Below are 22377 nucleotides of genomic sequence, written 5' to 3'. Positions count from 1 at the left end.
GAGGGCAGCCAGTGCAATCGGACAGTCAGCGTGTCACGTTCGCCGCACCGCACAGATCATGGCGCTGGATCATTACCGCTCTCTTCGGTCTCTGCTCGGTCGCGCTCGTGATTCTATGGGCGACTACTCCCGACCTGGACTCCGGCCTCGGCATCACCATGCTGGTCGTTTTTCTCCCACTCTGGGTCATCTCGCTCTTCGGAAGTCTTATTTCCACCCTCAACTGGTTCGTGCAAATCCGCCAGGGCGCTTATGGCCCGGTGGCATGGATGGACCCCGAAGGGATCCACGTTCGAGACGGTCAAACGATCTTGTGGCCCGAAGTGGGATCCGTCTTTCTTCGCCGAACAGAAACCAAGGACCTGTTGTTCTGCATCAGGCCAACCGACGTAAACCACTTTCTCGCGAATGCGCCAAACCCACGCCAGGACCAAATGCGATCGAACCTCGACAAGTACGACGCGCCACTGTTCATCAACCTGAGTGCATTCTGGCAAAAGCCGATCAGTGAGTTGTCGACAAAGATAGCCACTTTTACATCCGGCCGACTATCACTACCGACCGAGTAACTGAGCAGCAGAGATCAGGAGCAGTATTCATGTTTCCCGACATGCCCACCGAAGAAGAAATCAAACGCGACACCCAGCGCTGGCAACAGAAATTCGAGGAGATCGGCGCCCTGGAGAACCAAATGAAGGAGGTGAGAGGAACCGGTACCGCCGAAGATGGAAAGGTGGAGGTGGTCGCCGCCCCTGGCGGGCTGCTGCTAGAGGTCAATATCAACCCGAGGGCGATGCGTCTGGGCTCCGAAGCGCTCGGAGAAGCGATCATCGAGGCCTCACGAGCCGCCGCCGCCGACGCGACCTCCAAGCTCAACGCGATCCTACAGCCGATTCTCGGCTCAGATAACGGAGTGATGTCCATGCTGTCCGCAAACAACGCCTTCGAGATGCCGCAGGAAATGAAGGAGACACTGAAGGGTGCAGCCGACATCTTCGCCAACATGGAGGAGGATCTCAGTCGCCTGCGTCAAAGCAAGGACTGATCGTCTCGGCTTCGGCCGATACTGCCAGCGCGCTGGGGCGCGGCCAGGCGACGTGACCCGCTCAGGGAGGTCGGTGAGCGACTAGCTGCCCAATTTCTCTGGGCGGAACCGCCTTCCGCTCGATCAAAGGCCGCCCGCGCACCACAAACATTGGTTGGGGTCGAGGTGCCGTTGGCTGCGACTGCAGCACCTACATGTAAGGCGTTCACCTCGCGAGGGCCGTGTCGGTGGTTGACTGGGAAGGTTAGGGGCGGTGGTGGGATTTTGGGATTACTATTGCTGCGGTGGCGATTATGGCGGCGGTTGCCAGGGCGGCGGCGGTTATGGAGAGGGCCAGGTTGCGGCCGATGGTGTCTTTGGGGGGTGGTTGGTCTATGGAGACGCGGTGGATGTTGGCGGTGGGTGGGGGTGCGTTTCCGGTGGTTGTTTCCACGGTGGTGACGGCGCGGAGGGGGTTGACGACGCCGGAGCCGGTGCCTTGGGCCTGGGCGCCGTCGGCGGTTGTTTCGATGCGGTGCTTGACCTGTTGGTAGGTCAGGTTCGGGGTGAAGGCGCGGATCAGGGCGGCGGTGCCGGCGATGTAGGGGGCCGCGAGGCTTGTGCCGTCGTCGAGTTTGTAGGAGCCGCGGGGCCAGGTGCTGATGACGGACTGGCCGGGGGCGGTGACGGTGACGGGGGTGACGGTGTTGGAGAAGCCGGCCAGTGTCCCGTCCTGGGCTAGGGCGCCGACGGAGATCACACCGGGGTAGCTCGCCGGGTACGCCTTCTGGGGGGTCTGCTTGGTTCGGTCGGTGAGGTTTCCGGCGACGGAGACGATCACCACGTCGCGTTGCTGGGCGTAGTGGACGGCCTGTCGCAGGTCGGGTCGGTCCGGCGACTGGGACGAGATGTTGATGACCCGTGCGCCGAGGTCGACCGCCCTTTTGATCGCCTGTGCGGTCCAGCGGGAATCGTTGCCGCTGGGCTTCACCGCCATTTTCACGGAGATGATTTCGGCTTCGGGCGCGACTCCGACGAAGGGGATGCCCTTGTCGCGCATGTCCGCGGCGCCGATGATGCCGGCGACCGCGGTGCCGTGGCCGACGCAGTCCTTGAGGCCGCTCTTCGTCACGTCGAACGCCTTGACGTGTCCCCTCAGTTGCGGGTGGGTGGTGTCCACGCCGCTGTCGACGACGGCGACCTTCACGCCCGCGCCGCGGGTGTGCTGCCAGACGTCGGTGAAGTTCAGGCGCTCCTGTGGCCAGAGCTGTGGTGGGAGTTCCTGCGCGGGACTGCCGTAGACCAGTTCCTGTTCGCAGGGTGCCGCCGCCTGGCTTTCCTGTAACGGATACGCGAAGGCGGCGCCCAGGGCGATGGCCGACGCCAGAGCGAATGTGGACGGACGCCGCATCGGTGTTCCTCCGGGAGCTCACGGCATGATCGACCCAGCCTATGCGAGAGGAGTCGGGATTTTGGTGGACATCGGGGGACTACCATCTGGCGGATGCAGTCCTATGCAACGATTCCTCCAGGTTCTGGCGGAGGACGACGGCGATGGGCGGTGCCGTTGTGTGTGGTGGGCGCGGTGGCTGTGCTCGTTCCGGTGTTGTGGGTGACGGGCGGGTTCAAGGAGAGGCCGAGGCAGCCGGTCAAGGTTGCGGGGAGTTCGCTTGATCTCGGGTTGTTCGCCGTTACCGTCCGGGACGCGCGGATCGGGGTGGTGGACGCCGCCTTCGGGAGCGAGAAGGAGCGGTTCCTCATCGTGCGGATGAGGGTCGTCAACAAGGGCAAGGAGACCGAGCCGCTCAACACGGGTGGGCTCGCGGATGGGGTCGCGGCGCTGACGAAGGCCGGCAAGTGGGTGAAACCCGAGCAGGTCGAGGGGGTCGCCGGGGGCGCGAAGACCGATGCGGTCCAGCCGGGGCTGCCGGTCGAGGCGTCCGCCATGTGGAAGATGGGGCCCGCGGACGCGCCGCGACAGTTGACTGTGGGGCTCCGCAAATGGACGTACGGCCACGGGTTCACCGACAGCACCTACAACTGGACGGTCGACCGTGAGAACGACAAGCTTGTCGGTCGGTTGACGCTTGCCGTGAGCCAGCCCATACGTAGTGCCGAGCCGCGGGTGAAGCGTCCGCGGCGGGGTCCGAAGCCCAGGGTGGGACGCGGATGAATTTGCGGATGGTGCTTTTCAAAGGCGGGGCCGGGATCGGTGGAATGGCGCTGCTCGCGGGTGCGATGTGGATGCATACGTTGCGGCCTCAGGTGCGGGCGGCGGAGTTGGAGCCGATTCGGAGCGGCGGGACGGTCGGGGAAGAGGTTCGCAACCGGTTCTTCAGCGTCAGGGTCGAGAAGGTGGAGGCGGCGCGGTCACTCAAACCCGGGCTCAGTCTCGGCAACCCGCCAGCCGTCGGCACCGACGGGATCTACCTCATCGTGCGGGTTCGGGCGACGAGTCATCGTGAGCCGTTGCAGTTGCGGTCTGCGGAGTTGGAGACGCCCGGTGGGTACACGTTCAGGGATGACCCGCGCATGGGTTCCGCGTCGTCGGTGTCCCCGCCGACGTTTCAGCCGCTGATCTGGACGTCGACCGTGTTCGTGTTCGAGTTGCCGAAGAGCCGGCTGGAGGGGGCACGGTTCGTTGTGGGGACGGGTGGGTTGTTGCCGCAGTTGTCCGCGGCGGCCGACATCGACTTGGGTCTTACGAGTGGTCGGGTGGACGAGTTGGTCCGGCAGGCCGTCGACCGCTACGACGTCGAGGCGGGCGAGCCGTGACGGCGGCGGAGACCAGGCCGCAGCCGATCGTCCAAGTGGATGCCGAGGACGAGCGAGGGATGCGGCCCCTGGATCGGCGTATCGTGCAGGCGATCGTCCTTGTGTGTGCTGTTTCCACCTTTCTCGCCGTGCAGTGGCTGGACGCGACCAACAACGTCCGGAAGAACCTGGAACCTCCGGAGAAGGTGAGCAAAGTCGGGCCGGGGCAGATCGGTGAGCTTGTCGGCGCGCAGTGGAAGGTGATGGAGCGCGCGGAAGGGCGGCCCCTGGGCGGTGGTTCGAACGACGTGACGGAGCTGCGGCTCGCGGTCGTCGTCCGTCCCGGGGATGCAGCCAGCGCCAAGGCGGTTGGCTCGTACGGTCTCGTCTACCGGTTCGTCGACGATGACGGGCGTGAGTGGTCGGCGATGGGGTCGCAGGTCGGACAGGCCCGGCCGGGTGTCGCGTCCCGCGTCACCGTCAAGGGGACTGTGCCCCGTACCATGGCGGGCTCGTTGGAGCTGGTGATACGGGCCCCGAAGACGGAACGGAAGGGTCAGGGGGATCCACGGCCTTCGCTGCGGTTCGAGCGGTGACCCTCGCCATGACGAGGTTGAACGCGGCGGCGAGCAGGCAGATCCGGAGAATTTCGAAGACGAGCGCCGTTCCGTATCCGACGAACGGCAGCGCCTGGATCCACCAGGTCACCTCGTGCGGGCCGATCAGTTCGTAGACGAAGCGGCGCGACCCCTCCTCGGCCAGGTCCAGACCGGCGAAGAGTAGGCAGAAGGTTGCGAACGGCATCATTCCGGAGCGGCGGACGAGCCGCAGCCCGTACCAGGCGGGCAGCCACATCTCCCGGAGGCCGCGGGTGAGGATCTCGCGGGGGCTGTTCACCCGGTCGACGCCGCCCGCGCGGGCGAGGCGTTGCGCCGCCCTGCTTCGTCCGAGGACGATCTGTTCGTCCCTGGCGTCCAGCCCGAGGATCACACCGGCGATGACCAGCCAGATCAGTGCGCCGAGGACCGCCTCCTTGAACGGCCCCCACAGTTGCAGGGCGGGGCCCGCGACATCGGTCACCCACGCCCACGCCTGCCGTTCGGTGAACCACTCGGTGCCCTTGTTGCGCAGATGGTCGATGGTGAAGATGCCGAACAGGGCGAAGTTGATTTCAAGGAAGGCGACGAGGGCGCCGACGGCGCGGGGCAGCCGTTCCTCCAGCCGCCATTCCGCCGCGACCTTCAGCACGAACAACCCGGCGGTGAGGCCGATCGCGAGGCCGATGTGCTTCTCCAGGGAGAGCAGCATCCCGAGGCTGTCGATCTGCCCCTGGATGCCGCCTTCGGCGAAGCCGCGGCTCGCGGCCATGTCGGCGAACTCGCGGGCGTCCTCGCCCTGGAGCCCCCATGCCAGGTAGAAGATGACGAACGGGAGCGCGGCGCGTCCCAGCGCGCCGACCACCGACTCCTCGTTGCCGACGGCCCACGGGGTCAGGTCGCCGTCCGCCTCGCGGGCGTGCACGACGTCCAGGCCCTCCCGGACGCTGTGCACCATCAGCACCGCGACGGTCAACGTGATGACGACGAGGAGGCCGATGGTGGCGATCGGGGCGACGGTCGCGGCCGTCCCCTTCATGGAGCCGAGCCGGTAGCCGCCGTACATGGCGCCGTAGCGCAGCAACTCGCCCACCGTGAACCACAGGGCGAGCGGCAGCAGGAACCGTCCCGCGAGTTTCAGCGTGGCCCACGGCAGGATCAGCGGCGATCGCGCGGACATTCGCAACATCGCGCTGATCGTAGGGCATTCAGGAAGCGGAAACGTACGGCGGGACGCCGACCCCACGCACAACGGATCCCGCCCTCCCGGGTGGCCGGGACGGCGGGATCCGTTGAACGGTGCAGGTCAGATCGCGACTTCGAGGCCGGCGACCTCACCGGTCTTGGCCGTGACGGCGTTGTCGACGCTGACGCCGCCCGCCGCGAGGACGCGCACGGTCCAGTCGCCGTCGGCGGCGAAGAACCGGAACACGCCCTCCTCGCCGGTGACGACCTCGGCGGTGAACTCACCGGTCGAGTCGAGCAGGCGGGCGTAGGCGCTGGACACGGGGGCGCCGTCACGGGTGACGGTGCCCTGGATGACGGCCTCGTTGGTGAGATCGACGGTCGCGGGAAGATGCGCCGTCTGCTCAGGGGCTGCGCAACCCTGGGTCATTACTCCTCCATCCGGGTGGAAAGGCGTGGACTTACTTGGGGGCGCCCAGCTCGATCGGGACGCCGACGAGCGACCCGTACTCGGTCCAGGATCCGTCGTAGTTCTTCACGTCCTGGAGGCCGAGGAGCTCGCGGAGCGCGAACCAGGTGTGCGACGAGCGCTCACCGATCCGGCAGTAGGCGATGGTCGCCTTGTTCAGGTCGACGCCCGCCTCGGCGTACAGCTCCCGAAGCTCCTCGTCGGACTTGAACGTGCCGTCGTCGTTGGCCGCCTTCGACCACGGGATGCTCCGCGCGGTCGGCACGTGTCCGGCACGCTGCGACTGCTCCTGCGGCAGGTGCGCGGGCGCGAGCAGCTTGCCGCTGAACTCGTCCGGGGACCGGACGTCGATCAGGTTCTTGGTGCCGATCGCGTCCACGACCTCGTCGCGGAAGGCGCGGATCGACAGGTCCTGCTCCTGGGCCTTGTAGTCGGTCGTCGGACGGGTCGGAACGTCGGTGACGAGCTCGCGGGAGTCGAGCTCCCACTTCTTGCGGCCGCCGTCGAGCAGCTTCACCTTGTCGTGCCCGTACAGCTTGAAGTACCAGTACGCGTACGCGGCGAACCAGTTGTTGTTGCCGCCGTACAGGATCACCAGGTCGTCGTTGGCGATGCCCTTGGCGGACAGCAGCTGCTCGAACCCGGTCTTGTCGACGAAGTCGCGGCGGACCGGGTCCTGCAGCTCGGTCTTCCAGTCGATCTTCACGGCGCCACGGATGTGGCCCTTGTCGTAGGCGGACACGTCCTCGTCGACCTCGACGAGAACGAGACCGGGGTCGTCCAGGTGGGACTCAACCCAGTCGGTGTCCACCAGGACGTCGGAGCGGCTCATGCGGGGACCTCCCTCTCGGAGTGAAACTTCGCAGTGACACGGCGGAAGAACAGATACATCTCGCACCCGAGGCAGAACCCGAACGCCGCGTTCAGGAACGCCGCCGCCAGGGCGAGGGCGGTGGCACCGATACCGAGCCAGATGGTCCCCGTCGCGTATCCGACCGTGCCGACCAGGGCGAAGACGAGGCCGACGCCCTGCGCGAAGCGGGGCGGGGCCGCGGCCTCCAGTTCCCTGGGCGGAGCGAGCCGGGGACGGATCAGCACTCGGAACAGCAGTCCGTACGGGGCGTACCGCAGGCCGAGGAACGCCGCGAGGGCGAACACGACGGCCTGGGCGGCGAGCAGGACCCAGCTTCCGGTCACCAGGACCACGACGAGGACGGCTGACGTGACCGACGCGCCGAAGCGCGGCCCACGCGGATCAACCTGCATCGGGGTTCTCCATGGCGGAGGAAGCGTGCGTACGAGCTGGGGTGGAAAGTGCTCGGGGGCGGACGGGCTCGATGCCTCAGGCCATGCGACAGAGCGAGGCGGCCACGCGGCAGAAATCGACCGCGCGGCGCTTCGTGAGCATCTGCTCTGTCCAGTCACGCACGGACACGATGTTAAGCCGACAATCCACGCGCTGTCACATCCGTCTCGCCTTCCGAGACAGTGACATTCGTCTTAGCCCAGGTCATCCGGGTATGGCTCATCGGATGGCCTCCCCCAGGGCCGCGATCACGTCGGGTTTGCGCGGGGCGCCGGAGGCGCGGCGGACGACGCGTCCGGCGGCGTCCAGAACCAGGACGGTCGGCGTGCGGATGACGTTCAGCCTGCGGACGAGGTCCAGGTGCGCCTCAGCGTCGAGTTCGACGTGCGCGACGCCGTCCACCATGCCGGCGACCTCGCCGAGGACGCGGCGGGTGGCGCGGCACGGCGCGCAGAACGCGCTGGAGAACTGCACCAGGGTGGCCTTCTCCCCGAGGTCGGCGCCGAGGTCGCCCGCGGCCAGGGTCTCGCTCACCTCGTCGTCCCCGTTCCGCCCGCGCAGGACGCCGTCACGGCGCCGCCGCAGCAGGCCGAAAAGCGTGGCGGCGGCGAGTACGGCCACCGCGATCAGTGCACCCGTCATCGACAGGGACAACTCTCCCGGGTCATGTGTTCTTCCCCTCAAGTGGGGTCTCAGGTGGGAATCGTGAGCAGCGGGGTGCCGTCCAGGCCGACGATTTCCAGGGAGAACAGCTGACCGCGCGGGAACATCGTCGAGCCGGTGTAGGCGCCGTAGCCCTTGTCGTAGGGGACGTACCAGCTGCCGAGCGCGTCCCGCCGTCCGTCCCGCGCGACGACCAGCAGGCGGCAGTGCGACCCCTTCGGGACGCCCGCCAGATGCAGTTCGACCTCCGTGCCCCACTTCTTCTGCTTGAGCAGCACATACCCCTTGATCTTGGTCTCGGGGTTCGTGGCGGCGATCCGCTCGGCGCCGGGGACGGAGGTCGAGGGCGGGGGCGGTGCCGCGGTCTCCTCCGTCCCGGACGGGAACACCAGGCCGCCGAACAGGGCGCCGATGATCAGCAGCAGGCACGCGGCGGCCGCGAGCGGCGCCCATCCGGTGCGGCGCCGCAGGGACGTGAGGCGTCCGGTTCGCCGTCCGGCGGCGCGGGTCAGCAGGCCGTCCAGCAGTTCCGGCGGCGGCCCGGCCATCTGGGCGAGCTGCGCCTCGTCGACCCGTCCGAGCATCGCGGGGAGCCCGGCGAGGCCGGCCAGTTCGTCCCGGCACGCGGGGCAGCCCGGCAGGTGGGACTCCACCCGGGCCCGCTCGGCGGGGTCGAGCGAGCCGAGCACGTACGCCCCCAGCGAGGTGCGCACGTCAGCGCAGTCGTTCATGGCGCCAACCCCCGCTCCTCCAGTGCGAGTTTGAGCGCCCGCAACGCGTAGTAGGTCCGGGATTTAACCGTGCCTGGCGGTATGCCCAGCGTCTTCGCCGCCTCCGCCACCGACCGGCCCTTGTAGTACGTCTCCACGAGGACGGCCCGGTGCGGCGGGCTCAGACCCGCCAGCGCCTCCGCGACGGTCCAGGATTCCAGGGCCCGGTCGATGTCGTCCGATCCGGACGCGGTCATCATGACATGGTCGTCGATGCCCGTCTCCGGGGGTCGTGACTGCTTGGCGCGGTGCGCGTCCACCACCAGGTTCCGCGCGACCGTGAACAGCCACGGCCGGACGGGACGTCCCGCGAGAGCCTGCGGGTTCCTCCAGGCGCGCAGCAGCGTCTCCTGCACGACGTCCTCGGCCTGGGCGCGGTCCCCGCCGGTCAGCCGCAGGACGTACCCGAGGAGGGGACCGCCGTGCTCGCTGTACAGGGCGCGCAGCAACGCCTCATCCGCGGTGGGACCCACACCACTGACACGGATGCGCTTCCTCACCGGTTCACCGGAGTCGCGTCATCGCTGCTGGAGATCGTTCAACCGGACGTTCTCGGCGGTGGCGGCCACGCGCAGCCCGTCCGGCGTCGGCTGGATCTCGCTGATCCGCGACCCGACCGGCAGGTCGGCGAGCGGGACCGTCCACGTCAACTTCTGCCGCACCAGGGCCAGCGGAACCTGCGGGCCGCCGTTGGACGCGACCGACCGTGGCGTGACCGCGATGCCCCGCGCGGTCGGCTTGACCGCGACGACGGCGGTGCTGGACACGGAACGGCCGAGGACGACCCCCTCCAGATCGACCTCCAGGTCGTCGCCCTTCGGCCGGATCCCCTTGACGCCCTCCGGGGCCCGCTTCTGGATCGCGGCGTAGGGGACGATCGCGGACGCCGTCGCGGTGCGGGCGGTGACGTTCGCGGCGCTGCCCTGCGTGACCTCCGACAGCGGCGCGTTCACCCCGCGCATCTCCACCTTGACGCCGGTGACGGTCACGCCCTGGTCGGTCCATTCGCCGATGGCGACCTCGATGTGGTCGTAGTCGCCGCCGAGCGCCTGCGTCAGGAACGGGAAGCCGTGAATGGTGACCTCGGGCCGCTCCTGCATGTTGTACTGCGCGGCCACCTGCTCACCGATCTTGTCCTCCGCCACCCGGACCCCGATCCGGTCGGCGGCGACCAGTCCGATGGCGACCAGGATCAGCAGGACGAGCAGTACCTTCCGCATGTGTCTCCTTCGGGGGGCTGCGGCGTGCGCGTCGCCACACCATAGTGCGCGCACGGCAACAAAAGCGTCGCACCGGAGAATGACGCCATCACCCGAAATATCACACCACGGTGAGATCAACCGCCCGCGAACGGCGGAAGGACCTCCACGACCCCGCCCTCCGGCAGCGTCACCGACTCGTGCGGACGGCTCCCCACCGGCGTCCCGTCCACAAGAAACGAGCTGCGCGCGACGACCCGCTCGAACTCGCCGCCCCGCCCACGCTTCGAGACCGCCGCGTCGAGCGCCTCGGCCAACGTCCCGGCGTCGTACGACTCCTCATGCGTCCCCGCCGCCGCCTTCGCCGCCGCCCAGTACCGCACCGTCCCCATGGCCATACGTCCATACTGCCGCGTCCACAGCGCCGTCCTCTCCACCCGGGTAGGTGCCGGACTCCTCGTCTGTGCGGAAACAATCGCCGGTCAATGGGCGGATTTACCGCCGGATACAGTGGTGAAGTGCCGAACAGACTCGACATCGCGGTGGTCTCGCCCGAGGATTCCCCGTGGCGGCGGGTGGAATCGCGGTTCCTCATCGACGGCGAAGACGTGATCAAGCGGGTGTTCGACAAGGGCCCCGGCGAGGACCCCGACCGGCTGCTCATTCCGCCGAGTCCGTTGATCGCCGCGAATGGCCCGACGACGGTCCGCCTTGCCGAAGCGATTTGCAGCTGGGGTTGTTGCGGCTGCGTCGAAGTCCGCATCCACCGCGAGGACGACGCGTTCGTCTGGAGCCGGTGGCACAACCCCGACACCGGGAACGTCGCCCTTGGTGAATTCCGCTTCGACGCCGGCCAGTACACGGCCGAACTGCTCCGGATTCACCACGATCGGGCATGGGAATGGCGGGGGCGCACGGTCGCGCGATTCACTCGGGCTTCCCTCGCCGCCCAGCCCGAGGTACTTCGGCAATGGAACTGCGGCCTCGACAGCGTCGGTTCCTTGCCCGACCAGCGCGACGACGTCCAGGTTCTTTTCACCTGCCCGCCCCGACAGGCGATCCACCAGTACTGGCAGCAGCATGGTCAGCCGCTGGAGCACACCCAGTACAGGCTGCGTTTCCCTGTCACGGACGAACCGGCCGAAGAACAGGCCGACCGCATCGTGACCACGTTGCGCACGGAGGATCCCCGCGACATCGCGGAGCCCTGCGGTGGCTGGCTTGGTCACAGGTCCGCAGGAGGCCGACACTCCCGGTGACAGGGGACTCGGTTATGCTCTGAGGAGGGATCCGGGCGACGAGGCCATGGAGTTCATCTGAGAGCCCTTCATGGCCGCCTCGTCCTTGAGCCGCCGGCCGTCGGCGGGCTTGAGGGTGAGCCGCCTGGGTCCTGACGTCTTTTGTGGACGGGAGGCGGCACGTGAGCAGTCTGCTCCTGCTGACCAACGCGCTGGAGCCCTCCGACGAGATCCTGCCCGCGCTGGGGCTCCTGCTGCACTCCACGCGCGTCGCGCCCGCCGAGGCGTCCGCGCTCATCGACGCGCCGCCCGCCGACGTCGTCATGGTGGACGCGCGCCGCGACCTCGTCCAGGCGAAGAGCCTGTGCAGGCTGCTGCGCACCACCGGGCTCGACTGCCCGCTCCTCGCCGTCGTGACCGAAGGCGGTCTCGCCGCGCTCACGCCCGAGTGGGGGCTGGACGACGTGCTGCTCCAGACCGCCGGGCCCGCCGAGGTCGAAGCGCGGCTGCGGCTGGCCGCCGGACGTGCCGCGTCCGACGACGCCGACGAGACACCGGGCGAGATCCGCAGCGGCGACCTGACGATCGACGAGGCCACCTACACCGCCCGGCTCAGGGGCCGTGTCCTCGACCTCACGTTCAAGGAGTTCGAGCTGCTGAAGTACCTCGCCCAGCATCCGGGGCGCGTCTTCACCCGCGCGCAGCTCCTCCAGGAGGTCTGGGGCTACGACTACTTCGGCGGCACCCGGACGGTGGACGTCCACGTCCGGCGGCTGCGCGCCAAGCTCGGCGCCGAGTACGAGTCCCTGATCGGGACCGTCCGCAACGTCGGCTACCGCTTCGTTCCCGACCACCGGCCCGACGAGTCGCCGGACAAGAGCCCCGCCCGCGCCTGAACCGGGTCAGCCGAAGCGTCCGGTGATGTAGTCCTCGGTGGCCTTCTGCTCCGGGTTGGTGAAGATCTTGCTGGTGTCGTCGATCTCGATGAGTTTGCCCGGCTTGCCCGTCCCGGCGATGTTGAAGAAGGCCGTGCGGTCGCTGACGCGGGCGGCCTGCTGCATGTTGTGGGTGACGATGACGATCGTGTACTGGGTCTTCAGCTTCTCGATGAGGTCCTCGATGGCGAGGGTGGAGATCGGGTCGAGGGCGGAGCACGGCTCGTCCATCAGCAGCACCTGGGGTTGGACGGCGATGGCACGGGCGATGCACAGGCGCTGCTGCTGGCCGCCGGACAGGCCCGCGCCGGGCTTGCCGAGACGGTCCTTGACCTCGTTCCAGAGGTTGGCGCCGCGCAGCGACTCCTCGACGATCTCGTCCAGCCTGCCCTTGCGGCGGACACCGTTCAGCTTCAGACCCGCCGCGACATTGTCGTAGATCGACATGGTGGGGAACGGGTTGGGCCGCTGGAAGACCATTCCGACGACGCGGCGGACGGCGACGGGGTCGACGGACGAGTCGTACAGGTCGTCCTCGTCCAGCATGACCTTGCCCTCGACGCGGGCGCCCGGAATGACCTCGTGCATCCGGTTGAGCGTGCGCAGGAACGTCGACTTGCCGCAGCCCGACGGCCCGATGAACGCCGTCACCGAGCGCGGCTCGACCGTCATCGAGATGTCCTCGATGGCGTGGACGCCGCCGTAGTAGGCGTGGAGCCCCGAGACCTCGATCCGCTTGGCCATGGAGGTGATGGTCCTTTCTGTGGGTTCAGCGGCCGGTGGGGGCGCTGCGCCGGGCGACGAACCGGGCGATCAGGTTGAGCAGCATGATGATCCCGATCAGGACGAGGGCGCCGGTCCACGCCCGGTCGATCGAGTTCTGGTTGGGGTCGGACGCCTGCTCCCAGATGAAGGTGGGCAGCGACGCCTGCGGGCCCTCGAACGGGTTGTTGTTGATCGCCTTGGTGAAGAAGATCGTGAGCAGCAGCGGCGCGGTCTCCCCCATCACGCGGGCGACGGCGAGCATCACGCCGGTGACGATCCCGGTCATGGCGGTGGGCAGGACGACGAAGCAGACCGTCCGCCAGCGGGGCACGCCGAGCGCGTAGGACGCCTCGCGCAGGTCGTTCGGGACGAGTTTCAGCATCTCCTCCGTGGCCCGCACCACCGTGGGGATCATCAGGATCGTGAGGGACAGCGCCCCCGCGAACCCGGAGAAGCCGAACCCGACCGTCAGCAGCCACAGCGCGAGGACGAACAGGCCTGCCACGATGGACGGGATGCCGGTCATCACGTCCACGGTGAAGCTGATCGCCTTGCCGAGCCGTCCGTTCCCGGCGTACTCCACCAGGTAGATCGCGGTCAGTACGGCGAGGGGCACGGCGATGACGCTGGTGATGAGGACCTGCTCCAACGTCCCGATGATGGCGTGGTAGGCGCCGCCGCCCGAGTCCTTGCCGCCGACCCCGTTCATGGAGAACTGGAAGAACGTGAGGTCGAACCGCTTGGCGCCGTTGACGACGACCGTCCACAGCACCGACACGAGCGGGATCACGGCGAGCGCGAACGCGAGGTAGACCAGGGCCTGGACGAGCCGGTCCTTGACCTTCCGGCCCGGCGAGACCGGGGTCAGGCCCGTGGAGTGGATGGTCACACGAACTCCTTCCGGCGCGCGACGACCGCGCGGGCCGCCATGTTGACGACCAGGGTGATCACGAACAGGACCAGTCCGGAGGCGATGAGGGCGCCGCGCCCGGTGACGGACGCCTCGGCGAAGCTGTTGGCGATGTTGGCCGCGAACGTGGCGCCGCCGTTCTCCAGGATGTGCCAGTTGATCCCGGGCACGAAGGTCAGCACCATCGCGACGGCGATCGTCTCGCCCATGGCCCGGCCGAGCCCGAGCATCGACGCGCCGATCATGCCGGACCGCCCGTAGGGCAGCACCGACATGCGGATCATCTCCCAGCGGGTGGCGCCGAGCGCCAGCGACGCCTCCACATGGGCCTGCGGGACCTGGAGGAACACCTCGCGGGAGATGGACGAGATGATCGGCAGGATCATGATCGCCAGCACCACCGAGGCGGTGAAGATCGAACTCTTGCCGGGACTGTCGCCGCCGAACAGCGGGATCCAGCCGAGCGCGCCGTTCAGGAACCTGCTGATCCCCTCCATGTGCTGGGACAGGAAGGCGAGGCCCCACAGCCCGTACACGATGCTGGGGACGGCGGCGAGCAGGTCGACGACATAGCCGAGTCCGGCCGCCAGTCTCCTCGGCGAATAGAACGAGATGAACAGGGCGATGCCGATCGCGACCGGCGTGGCGATCATCATCGCCAGCAGCGAGGACATCACCGTCCCGAACGCCAGCTGCGCGATGCCGAACTTCGGCGGCGTCGCGTTCGGGTTCCATTCCTCGCTGGTGAGGAAGCTCGCCTCGTTCTCCTGAAGCGCGGGTACGGCCTTCCAGACGAGGAACGCTCCGATCGCGGCCACGATCGCCAGCACGGTGATACCGGAGCCGCGGGCGGCTCCGGCGAAGATCTTGTCGCCCGCGCGTCCGGTGCTCATCCGGGCGTCGTCGGCGCGGTGTCGCGCGCCCACCCGCCCCTCGGCGGCCCGCGTCTCGACACCGCTCTCACTGCTCATGGGGGGTCCTCCTTGGATCACATCGGCCGCACCCACGCCCGCCCCGCCACCGAGATCGTCGGTGGCGGGGCGGCGGGGGACGTCGTCCGTCGTCAGGACAGGGCCTTCACGGACGCCTGGACCTTGGTCAGCACGCTCTGCGGCAGCGGCGCGTAGCCGACGTCGGTGAGGATCTTCTGGCCGGCCGCGCTGGAGGTGTAGGTCAAGAACGACTTGACGAACTTGGCCTGCTCGGCGGGCAGCCCCTTCGTGCACGCGATCTCGTACGTGACCAGGACGATCGGGTACGCGCCCGGCTCCTTGGTGGTGTAGTCGATCTTCAGTGCGACATCGTTGCCGGTGCCGACGATCTTCGCTCCGGCGACGGCCTTGGACGCGCTGTCCGGCGACAGCTCGGTGTACTCACCGGCGCCGTTCTTGACGTGCGCGGTCTGCAGCTTGTTGTTCTCCGCGTACGACATCTCCACGTAGGAGATCGCGCCCGCGGTGCTCTTCACCTGGCTGGTGACGCCGTCCGACTTGGGGGCGCCCTGGCCGGTCGAGTTGGGCCACTTCTTGGCCTTCTCCCACGTCCAGACGCTCGGCGCGGTCTTGTTCAGGTAGTCCGTGAAGTTGTCGGTGGTGCCGGACTCGTCCGAGCGGTAGATCGGCTTGATGTCGGAGGACGGAAGCTTGGCGCCCGAGTTCTCCTGTGCGATGGCCGGATCGTTCCACTTCTTGATTTTGCCGGAGAAGATGCTCGCGATCGTCTCGGGCGACAGCTTCAGACCGTCCACGCCCTGGAGGTTGTAGACGACCGCGACCGGGCCGACGACCATCGGCAGGTTCAGCGCCGGGTTGCCCTGGCAGCGCTGCTGCGCCGGAGCGACCTCGTCGGGCTTGAGCGCCGAGTCCGAACCGGCGAACGCCACCTGACCGCTCGTGAACGCCTGGATTCCGGCGCCCGAACCGCTCGGGTTGTAGTTGAGGTTGGCGCCCGCGCACTCACTGGCGTAGACCTTCGTCCACTCCTCGACCGCGTTCTTCTGCGCGCTGGAACCGGCCGCGTTCACACTGCCCTTCGCGCAGTCGATGCCACCGGCCGGCGCGTTGGCCGAGCTCTTCGTCGTGTTGTTGTCGCTCCCGCAGGCGGTGAGGGCCAGCGCCCCCGCGACGACCACACCGCCGAGGGCGGCAAGTCGGGAACCGTTCTTCACCGGAGGGTCTCCTCTATATGTTCCGTCGGTCGGCCCCCCGGGCCGGTCCTGGTCCGATGCTCTTTACAGACGCCGGGGTCACCGTCGACAGCGACGCTAGGCAGGCCAGGTGACCAGCCCCACCGATCCGGATGAACGGCAGATGAACGAGGATGACCACTCCCGCGAAGAATGCCCCGATTTGCCATGTACGCCCGATTAACGGCGCAGCTCACAACCGCAAAGAACTCCCCCGAACACGACAACCCAGGTTTAGAACGTCCCCGCCCACCACCGCCGGACCGCTCCACACGCCAAGGCCGGGCCGGCGGCCCCGACCGGTCAGCCCTCCGCCGGCGGATCCTTGTAAAGCCCGTCGTCCCGCCTGTTGTAGTCGGGAACGTGCTTCCGAACCAGCTCGGTGAAGTTGCTGCCACCCCCGGCCTGGGCCATCCCGACCAGGCCGAAGCCCCGAGAGAAGTTGTTCGCGCCGTGTCGGGAGAAGCACCATGCCAGGGAGTTCGGCACCCGTCCACGCGAATCGGTCGCGGGAGTGTTGTGACACATACCAGTCTCCATCACGATCTACTCCACCTCGGCGAGCGTGCCCCGATCATTTAAGAGACTTCTTCGTTTTCAGGCCCTCTCCAGGCGACCTCTACGGCCTCCGCACACGCCATAGCGAAGACATAGGGGGAAGCGGTGAATCCACTTTTGATGCCGCCGCGAGACGATTGCAGGTCGTTCCAAGCCATTTAGAGATGCTTGCCCACTGTCTCATGGAGCCGTTGGCCATGTTCGGTCATCCGAGTAGGCAGGCACAACGGTCTTCTCCATCAGGGCTCAACTTGGTTGCTTTGGACGAACGGCACGGCAGCACAAGATGCTAGCGCCGGACAATGGAGTCACAAGCTCGTCAGTCGAATGCGAAACTGCCGTACTGTACGACCATGACTGCCATGTCCCGCGCCCCGGTGCTCATCGTGACCAACAGGGGCTTCGACGACGAGTCGGGCCTGCTGGGGTACAGCTTCGCCGATGATCAGCGGGAGATCCTGGCCACGGCGACCGAGTCGAAGCGGCGGAACCGACGCCTGATGCGGCTCGCCCCTCCGCTGGAGCCCGGTCCTTTCCGGTTCGACCTCATGGTGCACTCACCCGACGGAAGCCCGCTCATGCGGATCGAGAAACGGCAACGCTTCCCCCAGCGCTCCTAGGCCAGGATCACTGGGCCCCAGCCGAGGTCACCCAACAGAAGGACTGCTTATGCGCGACGTACCTGATGTCGAGAAGATGGAAATCGACATCGAGGGGCCATGTCAGGTCGCGTACATGACGTCTACGGCGTGGTGGGTGAAGCCGAGGGACTCGTACAGGTGGACGGCGGCGGTGTTGGACTCGTCCACGTAGAGCATGAGTTGGTCGACGCCCATGTCGCGGAGGTGGTGCAGGCCCGTCAGGGTGAGGGCGCGGCCCAGGCCGAGGCCCTGGGCGTCCGGGGCTACGCCGATGACATAGACCTCGCCGATGTCGTCCGGGTGGATCTTCGTCCAGTGGAAGCCGGCGAGGCGGCCGTCGCGTTCGGCGAGGAAGAAGCCGGACGGGTCGAACCAGGCCTCGGCCTCGCGGTCGCGGACGTCCTCGATCGTCCAGGCGCCCTGTTCGGGATGGTCGGCGAAGGCGCGGGCGTTCACCTCCAGCCATGCCTGTTCGTCCCGGCCGGGTTCGAAGGTCCGCAGGGTGACGCCCTCCGCGAGGTGCGGCTCCGGGAGCGGGCCCGACGCCGGGCGTCGCATCTGGAAGAGGGCGCGGGCCCGGGTCAGGCCCTCCGCGTCCGCGAGGGCCGCTGCGGCCGGTAGGTCGCCGTGCGCCCAGATCCGCAGCGGGCCGTTCGCCTCGGCGCGGAGTGCACGGAGGAGTGCGCGGCCGTGTCCGCGCCGCCGCTGCTTCGGGTGGACGACCAGTTCCGCCGCCGCGGGCTCGTCGCCGTCCGGCGGATCGAGATGTCCATACGCCACGATCACGCCGCGGTCGCGGAGCACCGTTCCCGCGCGGCCGCCCCGCAGGGCCAGCAGCGCGTGCTCCGACAGCGGTCCGACCCCGTCGGCGTCCGCGGCCGCCTCGACCAGTTCCAGCACGTCGGCGGCCTCGCCGTCGCCCATCGGGCACACCTTGTTCATGATCCACACTGTATGCGGCGAATCCCCTGGTCAAGTTGTCACAGAAACGTCATCGGGTCGCCTGGAGGCGTATGCCGGTCGCGCCTAACGTCCGCGGCATGACTCGACGACGCACCTTCCTGGCCTGCGCGACGGCGGGGCTGACCGTCGTGGGCCTCGCCGCGCAGCCCGCGGCGGCGCATCCGGCCCCGACGGCACCGGTACGGCTGCTCGCGCTCAACGACTTCCACGGGAACCTGGAGCCGCCGTCCGGCAGCTCCGGCAGGGTCATCGACGAGAACGGCGACACGGTTCTCGCCGGGGGCGCCGCCTATGTCGCGGCCCATCTCAAGCGGCTGCGTGATCGTGACACCCTCACCGTCGCGCAGGGTGACTTGATCGGTGCCACGCCGCTGATCTCCGCGGCCTATCACGACGAGCCGTCCGTCCAGTTTCTCGGGGACGTGGGCGTCACGGCCTCCGCGGTCGGCAACCACGAGTTCGACGAGGGGTATCGGGAGCTGCTGCGCATCCAGCATGGTGGCTGCCACCCGGTTGACGGGTGCTCTCCGGCGGGCACGTGGCGTGGTGCGCGGTTCGACTACCTCGCCGCGAACGTGCTGAAGAAGCGGCATCAGAGGCCCGCCATGAAGCCATGGACGATTCGTCGGATCAATGGTGTTCGGGTCGGGTTCATCGGAGTCGTCACCAAGACCACGCCCAGCATCGTCACCGCCGAGGGCATCAAGGACCTGGAGTTCGTTGACGAGGTCGCCGCCGCGAACCGTGCCGCCCGGGAGCTGAGGCGGCGGGACGTCCGCGCGATGGTCCTGCTCGTCCATGAGGGCGACCAGGTCGAGCCCGGGTCCCGGCCGGACGAATGCGGTGTCCGGCCCGGTGCCGGTTCCCGGATCGCCGCGCAGGCCGATCCGGAGATCGACGTCGTCCTGTCCGGGCACTCCCACCAGCAGTACATCTGCACCGTCAAGGATCCGCGGGGACGGCCGCGGCTGTTCTCGTCCGGTTCCTCGTTCGGACGCGTGATCACCCAGGTCGACCTCCGGGTGAACCGCCGGACGGGCGACATCGTCCGCTCCAGCCTGCGCGGCGACAACCACGTCGTCACCCGCGACATCGCCCCGGACCCGGCGACGGAACAATTCGTCCAGACGTGGAAGGAGCGGGTGTCCGAGATCGCCGACAAGCCCGTCGGCAGGATCAGCGCCGATCTCACTCGGGCGCAGTCCCCGGCGGGCGAGACCGCGCTCGGCGACGTCATCGCCGACGCGCAGCTCGCTTCGATGAGGAGCCTCGGGGCACAGGTCGCGGTGATGAATCCGGGCGGTGTCCGCACCGACCTGACGTTCGCGGCGAGCGGCTCGGAGGGCGACGGCGTGGTCACCTATGGCGAGGCGTTCGCCGTCCAGCCGTTCAGCAACGTGATGGGCGTCGTGTCCCTGACCGGGGCACGGTTCGACGCCCTTCTCGAACAGCAGTGGACGTCCGCCGGGGAGAAGATCCTCCAGCCGTCGGCGAACCTGAGCTTCACCATCGACCGGTCCAGGCCGGTCGGGGACCGCGTCTCCGGCATCACCATCGACGGAACCCCGATCGACCCGGCGGCCACCTACAAGGTCGCGGCGAACAACTTCCTGCTCGGAGGCGGCGACGGATTCACCGTCTTCACCGAGGGGACCGGCCAGGTGCTCGGTCCGATCGACCTGGACGCGCTCGTCGCCTACTTCGCGGCGCAGGGCACCATCGCCCCACCGCCGCTCACCCGTATCTCCGGGCGGTGACCCGGCGGCCGCTTCTTCGGGGGCCGGGACGCCCGTCCTAGCCTCCGAAGAAGTGGACGACGAAGTAGACGACGGCGGCCACCGACGCGGCCATCGGCATGGTGAGGACCCACGCGACGACGATGTTGCCCGCGACCCCCCACCGGACGGCGGACAGCCGCTTGGTGGCGCCGACGCCCATAATGCAGGACGTGATCGTGTGCGTCGTCGAAATTGGAGCGTGCCAGATGTATGCGGTGGCGTAAAGAATCATGGAGGCTGTTGATTCAGCCGCAAATCCTTTGGGCGGATCCAGCTCGATCACCTTGCGGCCCAGCGTCCGCATGATCCGCCAGCCGCCGGCATAGGTGCCGAGGGACAGCGCGCTCGCGCAGGCGACGATCACCCAGAGGGGCACGTCCTTGCCGTCGGAGTGGCCGGTGGTGACCAGGGCCAGGACGATGATGCCCATCGTCTTCTGCGCGTCCTGGAGGCCGTGGCCGAGCGCCATCGACGCCGCCGACAGCGACTGGGCGATCCGGAAGCGGCGGGAGATCCGGCCGGGGTTGGCGCGGCGGAACAGCCACAGGATGGCGATCATCACGAGATAGGCCAGACAGAACCCCGCCACCGGCGAGATCACCATCGGCAGCGCGACCTTCTCCACGACGGTGCCCCAGCTCACCGCGGACGCCGAGGCGAACCCGGCGCCGACCACGCCGCCGATCAGGGCGTGCGAGGACGAGGAGGGAAGCCCGAAGTACCAGGTGATGAGGTTCCACGTGATGGCGCCGAGCACGCCCGCGGCGACCACGGTGAGGCCGTGCAGCCCCGTCGGCGGGGTGATGACCTCGCTGACGGTCTTGGCGACCTCGACGCCGAGGAGCGCGCCGATCAGGTTCATCACGGCCGCCATCAGCAGCGCCGCCCGGGGTGTCAGCGCACGGGTGGACACCGAGGTGGCGATGGCGTTGGCGGCGTCGTGGAACCCGTTGGTGTAGTCGAAGACCAGCGCGATGACGACGACGAGGATGAGCACGGCGGTCTGCGCGTCCGACCGGAGACCGAGGGCCCCGGCGAGCACCACCGCGAGGAAGCCGATCAGCAGGACGGGCCAGAACCTGGCCGGGCCGCGGCGGACCTGCTCACCGAGCGTCGGTTCGGCGCCCGCGGGCTGGTCCTTGGTCAACGCCACGCCGACCGGGCCGCCGACGGCGCTGGCGCGCCCTTCCGGCGGCTCGTCCCCCACGCTCATGATTCCTTGACCGAGATGGTCTCGACCGTGTTGGCGACGTGCTCGAACGCGTCGGCCGCGTCCTCCAACCGGTCGATGACCTGCTTCAGCTTCAGCACGGTCAGGGTGTCGTAGTCACCGCTGAACAGCTGCGCGAGCAGCTTGCGGTAGATCTGGTCGCCCTGGTTCTCGAGCCGGTTGATCTCGATCCAGTACTCGTTGAGCTCCTTCATCGACCGGAGCCTCGGCATCGCCTCGGCGGTCAACTCCGCCGCCCGTTCCAGCACCTCCACCATGTGGACGACGCCCTTCGGGAACTCTTCGATCTTGTAGAGGACGACGAGGTCGGCGGCCTCCTCCATCTCGTCCATCACATCGTCGATCGTGGAGGCCAGCCGGTAGATGTCCTCGCGGTCGAAGGGGGTGATGAACGTTTCGTTGAGCCGCCGCATGATCGCGTGAGTGCATTCGTCGCCCGCATGCTCGCAGGCGCGCATCTTCTCCGCGATCGCTGCCCGGTCGGCACCGTCGCTGATGAGTTCCACGAGCAGCCTGGCGCCGGTGACCAGGTTGTTCGCGGAATCGGCGAACATGTCGTAGAAGCTGTCCTCACGCGGCGTGAGACGCAAGCGCACGTCGTTCTCCTGATGTGCCGGAACAGTCCGCAGAGGATCGTAGGCGCTACCAGCCGTAAAAAGAACCTTTGCCCCAGCTTCGGCTGGTGTCCTTCATCCTCTCACTTCCAGGATTGCCCCGGATCATCGGGTACATACCTCGCACGAGACCCCTATCTGCGGGGGACGGCGGCGTTTCGGGCCGGTTCGGCGGGGTCCTCCGGTCAAGGCCGGTTGAGGTCAGCAGTGAGATTTGTTACAGAGCGCGAAGGCCGAGGGGTTCGACCGGAACGGGGCGCATCGGCTCGCGGGTCGCGGGTCGATCACTATGAGGCGAGCCGGGGACGCCGCGAACGCGTCCCCGGCTCGCCGCGTGCGACTGCTCTTCGTTCTTCTTCCGGAAGGACGCCCTTCCGGATCCCCCTGGGACGCTCGCTCAGTCCCGTGGCATCAGTTCGCGACGACCGGCTTCGTCGGACCGCACTCCGAGCACCATGTCGATCTCCGCGACGGTCAGCGGGCGCTTCGCCGCCGCCACCGCGCTGAGCATCTCGGCATAGAGTTCGATCTCGTCCAGCGCAACACGGTCGTGGACGCGCAAATCGAGGTACTGTCGCACCAGCGTCCACCTC

General features: G+C 68.0%; 28 protein-coding genes. 8 read left to right on the top strand and 20 right to left on the bottom strand.

The genetic code is table 11. The annotated features are described in order from the left end of the window. Positions 1-11: 11 nt before the first annotated feature. The gene (locus tag BZB76_RS34330; RefSeq protein ID WP_147449569.1) at positions 12-569 is read left to right on the top strand and encodes a hypothetical protein; all 558 of its coding nucleotides are present in this window, start codon (positions 12-14) and stop codon (positions 567-569) included. Positions 570-598: 29 nt separating this feature from the next. Then, positions 599-1045, top strand: a complete 447-nt coding sequence (locus tag BZB76_RS27510; protein ID WP_121437303.1) for a YbaB/EbfC family nucleoid-associated protein — start codon at positions 599-601, stop codon at positions 1043-1045. A gap of 244 nt (positions 1046-1289) precedes the next feature. Here BZB76_RS27510 and BZB76_RS27505 read toward each other — a convergent pair whose 3' ends face one another. Beyond that, positions 1290-2435, bottom strand: coding sequence for a S8 family serine peptidase (locus tag BZB76_RS27505; RefSeq protein ID WP_121437302.1), 1146 nt, complete (start codon positions 2433-2435; stop codon positions 1290-1292). A gap of 162 nt (positions 2436-2597) precedes the next feature. Here BZB76_RS27505 and BZB76_RS27500 point away from each other — a divergent pair, with 162 nt between their 5' ends. Together BZB76_RS27500 and BZB76_RS27495 are read left to right on the top strand one after the other, a co-directional pair. After that, on the top strand, positions 2598-3197 hold the full coding sequence (locus BZB76_RS27500; protein ID WP_121437301.1) for a hypothetical protein: 600 nt from the start codon (positions 2598-2600) through the stop codon (positions 3195-3197). Between the two features lie 8 nt (positions 3198-3205). After that, positions 3206-3799 (top strand): hypothetical protein, encoded by a 594-nt coding sequence (locus BZB76_RS27495; protein WP_121437300.1) that lies wholly within the window; start codon positions 3206-3208, stop codon positions 3797-3799. A 459-nt stretch (positions 3800-4258) separates the two neighbouring features. On the opposite strand, the gene BZB76_RS27490 is transcribed toward BZB76_RS27495, so the two are convergent. The 10 genes from BZB76_RS27490 to BZB76_RS27450 form a co-directional block, all read right to left on the bottom strand. After that, complete coding sequence (locus tag BZB76_RS27490; protein WP_147449568.1) at positions 4259-5563, bottom strand: hypothetical protein; 1305 nt, start codon at positions 5561-5563, stop codon at positions 4259-4261. A 117-nt stretch (positions 5564-5680) separates the two neighbouring features. Beyond that, complete coding sequence (locus BZB76_RS27485; RefSeq protein ID WP_121437298.1) at positions 5681-5989, bottom strand: DUF1416 domain-containing protein; 309 nt, start codon at positions 5987-5989, stop codon at positions 5681-5683. 31 nt (positions 5990-6020) lie between these two features. Then, positions 6021-6860 carry a sulfurtransferase gene (locus tag BZB76_RS27480; RefSeq protein WP_121437297.1) on the bottom strand — a complete coding sequence of 280 codons (840 nt, stop codon included), beginning with the start codon at positions 6858-6860 and terminating at the stop codon, positions 6021-6023. Beyond that, the gene (locus tag BZB76_RS27475; RefSeq protein WP_121437296.1) at positions 6857-7294 is read right to left on the bottom strand and encodes a DUF4395 domain-containing protein; all 438 of its coding nucleotides are present in this window, start codon (positions 7292-7294) and stop codon (positions 6857-6859) included. The genes BZB76_RS27480 and BZB76_RS27475 overlap by 4 nt, the downstream gene beginning before the upstream one ends. A 76-nt stretch (positions 7295-7370) precedes the next feature. Then, positions 7371-7436, bottom strand: coding sequence for a putative leader peptide (locus tag BZB76_RS36755; protein ID WP_353819285.1), 66 nt, complete (start codon positions 7434-7436; stop codon positions 7371-7373). Positions 7437-7553: 117 nt separating this feature from the next. Beyond that, positions 7554-7976, bottom strand: coding sequence for a thioredoxin family protein (locus BZB76_RS27470; RefSeq protein WP_121437496.1), 423 nt, complete (start codon positions 7974-7976; stop codon positions 7554-7556). Between the two features lie 50 nt (positions 7977-8026). Next, entirely contained in the window at positions 8027-8728 is a 702-nt protein-coding gene (locus tag BZB76_RS27465) for an anti-sigma factor family protein (protein ID WP_121437295.1), read from the bottom strand. Next, positions 8725-9267 carry a sigma-70 family RNA polymerase sigma factor gene (locus tag BZB76_RS27460; protein ID WP_117401437.1) on the bottom strand — a complete coding sequence of 181 codons (543 nt, stop codon included), beginning with the start codon at positions 9265-9267 and terminating at the stop codon, positions 8725-8727. The genes BZB76_RS27465 and BZB76_RS27460 overlap by 4 nt, the downstream gene beginning before the upstream one ends. 18 nt (positions 9268-9285) lie before the next feature. Further along, entirely contained in the window at positions 9286-9987 is a 702-nt protein-coding gene (locus tag BZB76_RS27455) for an LmeA family phospholipid-binding protein (protein ID WP_121437294.1), read from the bottom strand. Between the two features lie 116 nt (positions 9988-10103). After that, positions 10104-10364, bottom strand: coding sequence for a MoaD/ThiS family protein (locus BZB76_RS27450; RefSeq protein WP_121437495.1), 261 nt, complete (start codon positions 10362-10364; stop codon positions 10104-10106). 120 nt (positions 10365-10484) lie between these two features. Between BZB76_RS27450 and BZB76_RS27445 the strand changes: the two genes are divergently transcribed. Both BZB76_RS27445 and BZB76_RS27440 read left to right on the top strand, forming a co-directional pair. Beyond that, positions 10485-11225, top strand: a complete 741-nt coding sequence (locus tag BZB76_RS27445) for a hypothetical protein (RefSeq protein ID WP_121437293.1) — start codon at positions 10485-10487, stop codon at positions 11223-11225. Positions 11226-11386: 161 nt separating this feature from the next. Further along, positions 11387-12100 (top strand): winged helix-turn-helix transcriptional regulator, encoded by a 714-nt coding sequence (locus tag BZB76_RS27440; protein ID WP_121437292.1) that lies wholly within the window; start codon positions 11387-11389, stop codon positions 12098-12100. Positions 12101-12106: 6 nt separating this feature from the next. Here BZB76_RS27440 and pstB read toward each other — a convergent pair whose 3' ends face one another. The 5 genes from pstB to BZB76_RS27415 all read right to left on the bottom strand — a co-directional run bounded on the left by pstB (position 12107) and on the right by BZB76_RS27415 (position 16527). Then, complete coding sequence (pstB, locus tag BZB76_RS27435) at positions 12107-12883, bottom strand: phosphate ABC transporter ATP-binding protein PstB (protein WP_121437291.1); 777 nt, start codon at positions 12881-12883, stop codon at positions 12107-12109. A gap of 25 nt (positions 12884-12908) precedes the next feature. Beyond that, positions 12909-13793 carry a phosphate ABC transporter permease PstA gene (gene pstA, locus BZB76_RS27430; RefSeq protein ID WP_121437290.1) on the bottom strand — a complete coding sequence of 295 codons (885 nt, stop codon included), beginning with the start codon at positions 13791-13793 and terminating at the stop codon, positions 12909-12911. Next, positions 13790-14785, bottom strand: a complete 996-nt coding sequence (gene pstC, locus BZB76_RS27425; protein ID WP_121437289.1) for a phosphate ABC transporter permease subunit PstC — start codon at positions 14783-14785, stop codon at positions 13790-13792. The genes pstA and pstC overlap by 4 nt, the downstream gene beginning before the upstream one ends. Positions 14786-14877: 92 nt before the next feature. Continuing rightward, entirely contained in the window at positions 14878-15981 is a 1104-nt protein-coding gene (pstS, locus tag BZB76_RS27420) for a phosphate ABC transporter substrate-binding protein PstS (RefSeq protein WP_121437288.1), read from the bottom strand. Positions 15982-16302: 321 nt separating this feature from the next. Further along, positions 16303-16527, bottom strand: a complete 225-nt coding sequence (locus BZB76_RS27415; RefSeq protein WP_147449567.1) for a hypothetical protein — start codon at positions 16525-16527, stop codon at positions 16303-16305. A gap of 383 nt (positions 16528-16910) precedes the next feature. On the opposite strand from BZB76_RS27415, the gene BZB76_RS27410 reads away from it, so the two are divergent. After that, positions 16911-17177: a hypothetical protein gene (locus BZB76_RS27410; RefSeq protein WP_147449566.1), complete on the top strand. Its 267-nt coding sequence runs from the start codon at positions 16911-16913 to the stop codon at positions 17175-17177. Positions 17178-17279: 102 nt separating this feature from the next. Here BZB76_RS27410 and mshD read toward each other — a convergent pair whose 3' ends face one another. Next, positions 17280-18140, bottom strand: coding sequence for a mycothiol synthase (mshD, locus tag BZB76_RS27405; protein WP_121437494.1), 861 nt, complete (start codon positions 18138-18140; stop codon positions 17280-17282). Positions 18141-18238: 98 nt separating this feature from the next. On the opposite strand from mshD, the gene BZB76_RS27400 reads away from it, so the two are divergent. Then, positions 18239-19918 (top strand): bifunctional metallophosphatase/5'-nucleotidase, encoded by a 1680-nt coding sequence (locus tag BZB76_RS27400; RefSeq protein WP_121437493.1) that lies wholly within the window; start codon positions 18239-18241, stop codon positions 19916-19918. 37 nt (positions 19919-19955) lie between these two features. On the opposite strand, the gene BZB76_RS27395 is transcribed toward BZB76_RS27400, so the two are convergent. The 3 genes from BZB76_RS27395 to BZB76_RS27385 form a co-directional block, all read right to left on the bottom strand. Beyond that, positions 19956-21152 (bottom strand): inorganic phosphate transporter, encoded by a 1197-nt coding sequence (locus BZB76_RS27395; RefSeq protein WP_246007239.1) that lies wholly within the window; start codon positions 21150-21152, stop codon positions 19956-19958. Next, positions 21149-21766, bottom strand: coding sequence for a DUF47 domain-containing protein (locus tag BZB76_RS27390; protein ID WP_121437285.1), 618 nt, complete (start codon positions 21764-21766; stop codon positions 21149-21151). The genes BZB76_RS27395 and BZB76_RS27390 overlap by 4 nt, the downstream gene beginning before the upstream one ends. Positions 21767-22181: 415 nt before the next feature. Beyond that, positions 22182-22364: a hypothetical protein gene (locus BZB76_RS27385; protein ID WP_337959774.1), complete on the bottom strand. Its 183-nt coding sequence runs from the start codon at positions 22362-22364 to the stop codon at positions 22182-22184. Positions 22365-22377 lie beyond the last annotated feature (13 nt).

Source organism: Actinomadura pelletieri DSM 43383, from assembly GCF_003634705.1.
GTDB lineage: Bacteria > Actinomycetota > Actinomycetes > Streptosporangiales > Streptosporangiaceae > Spirillospora > Spirillospora pelletieri.
This window is presented reverse-complemented; position numbering and strand designations above follow the sequence as displayed.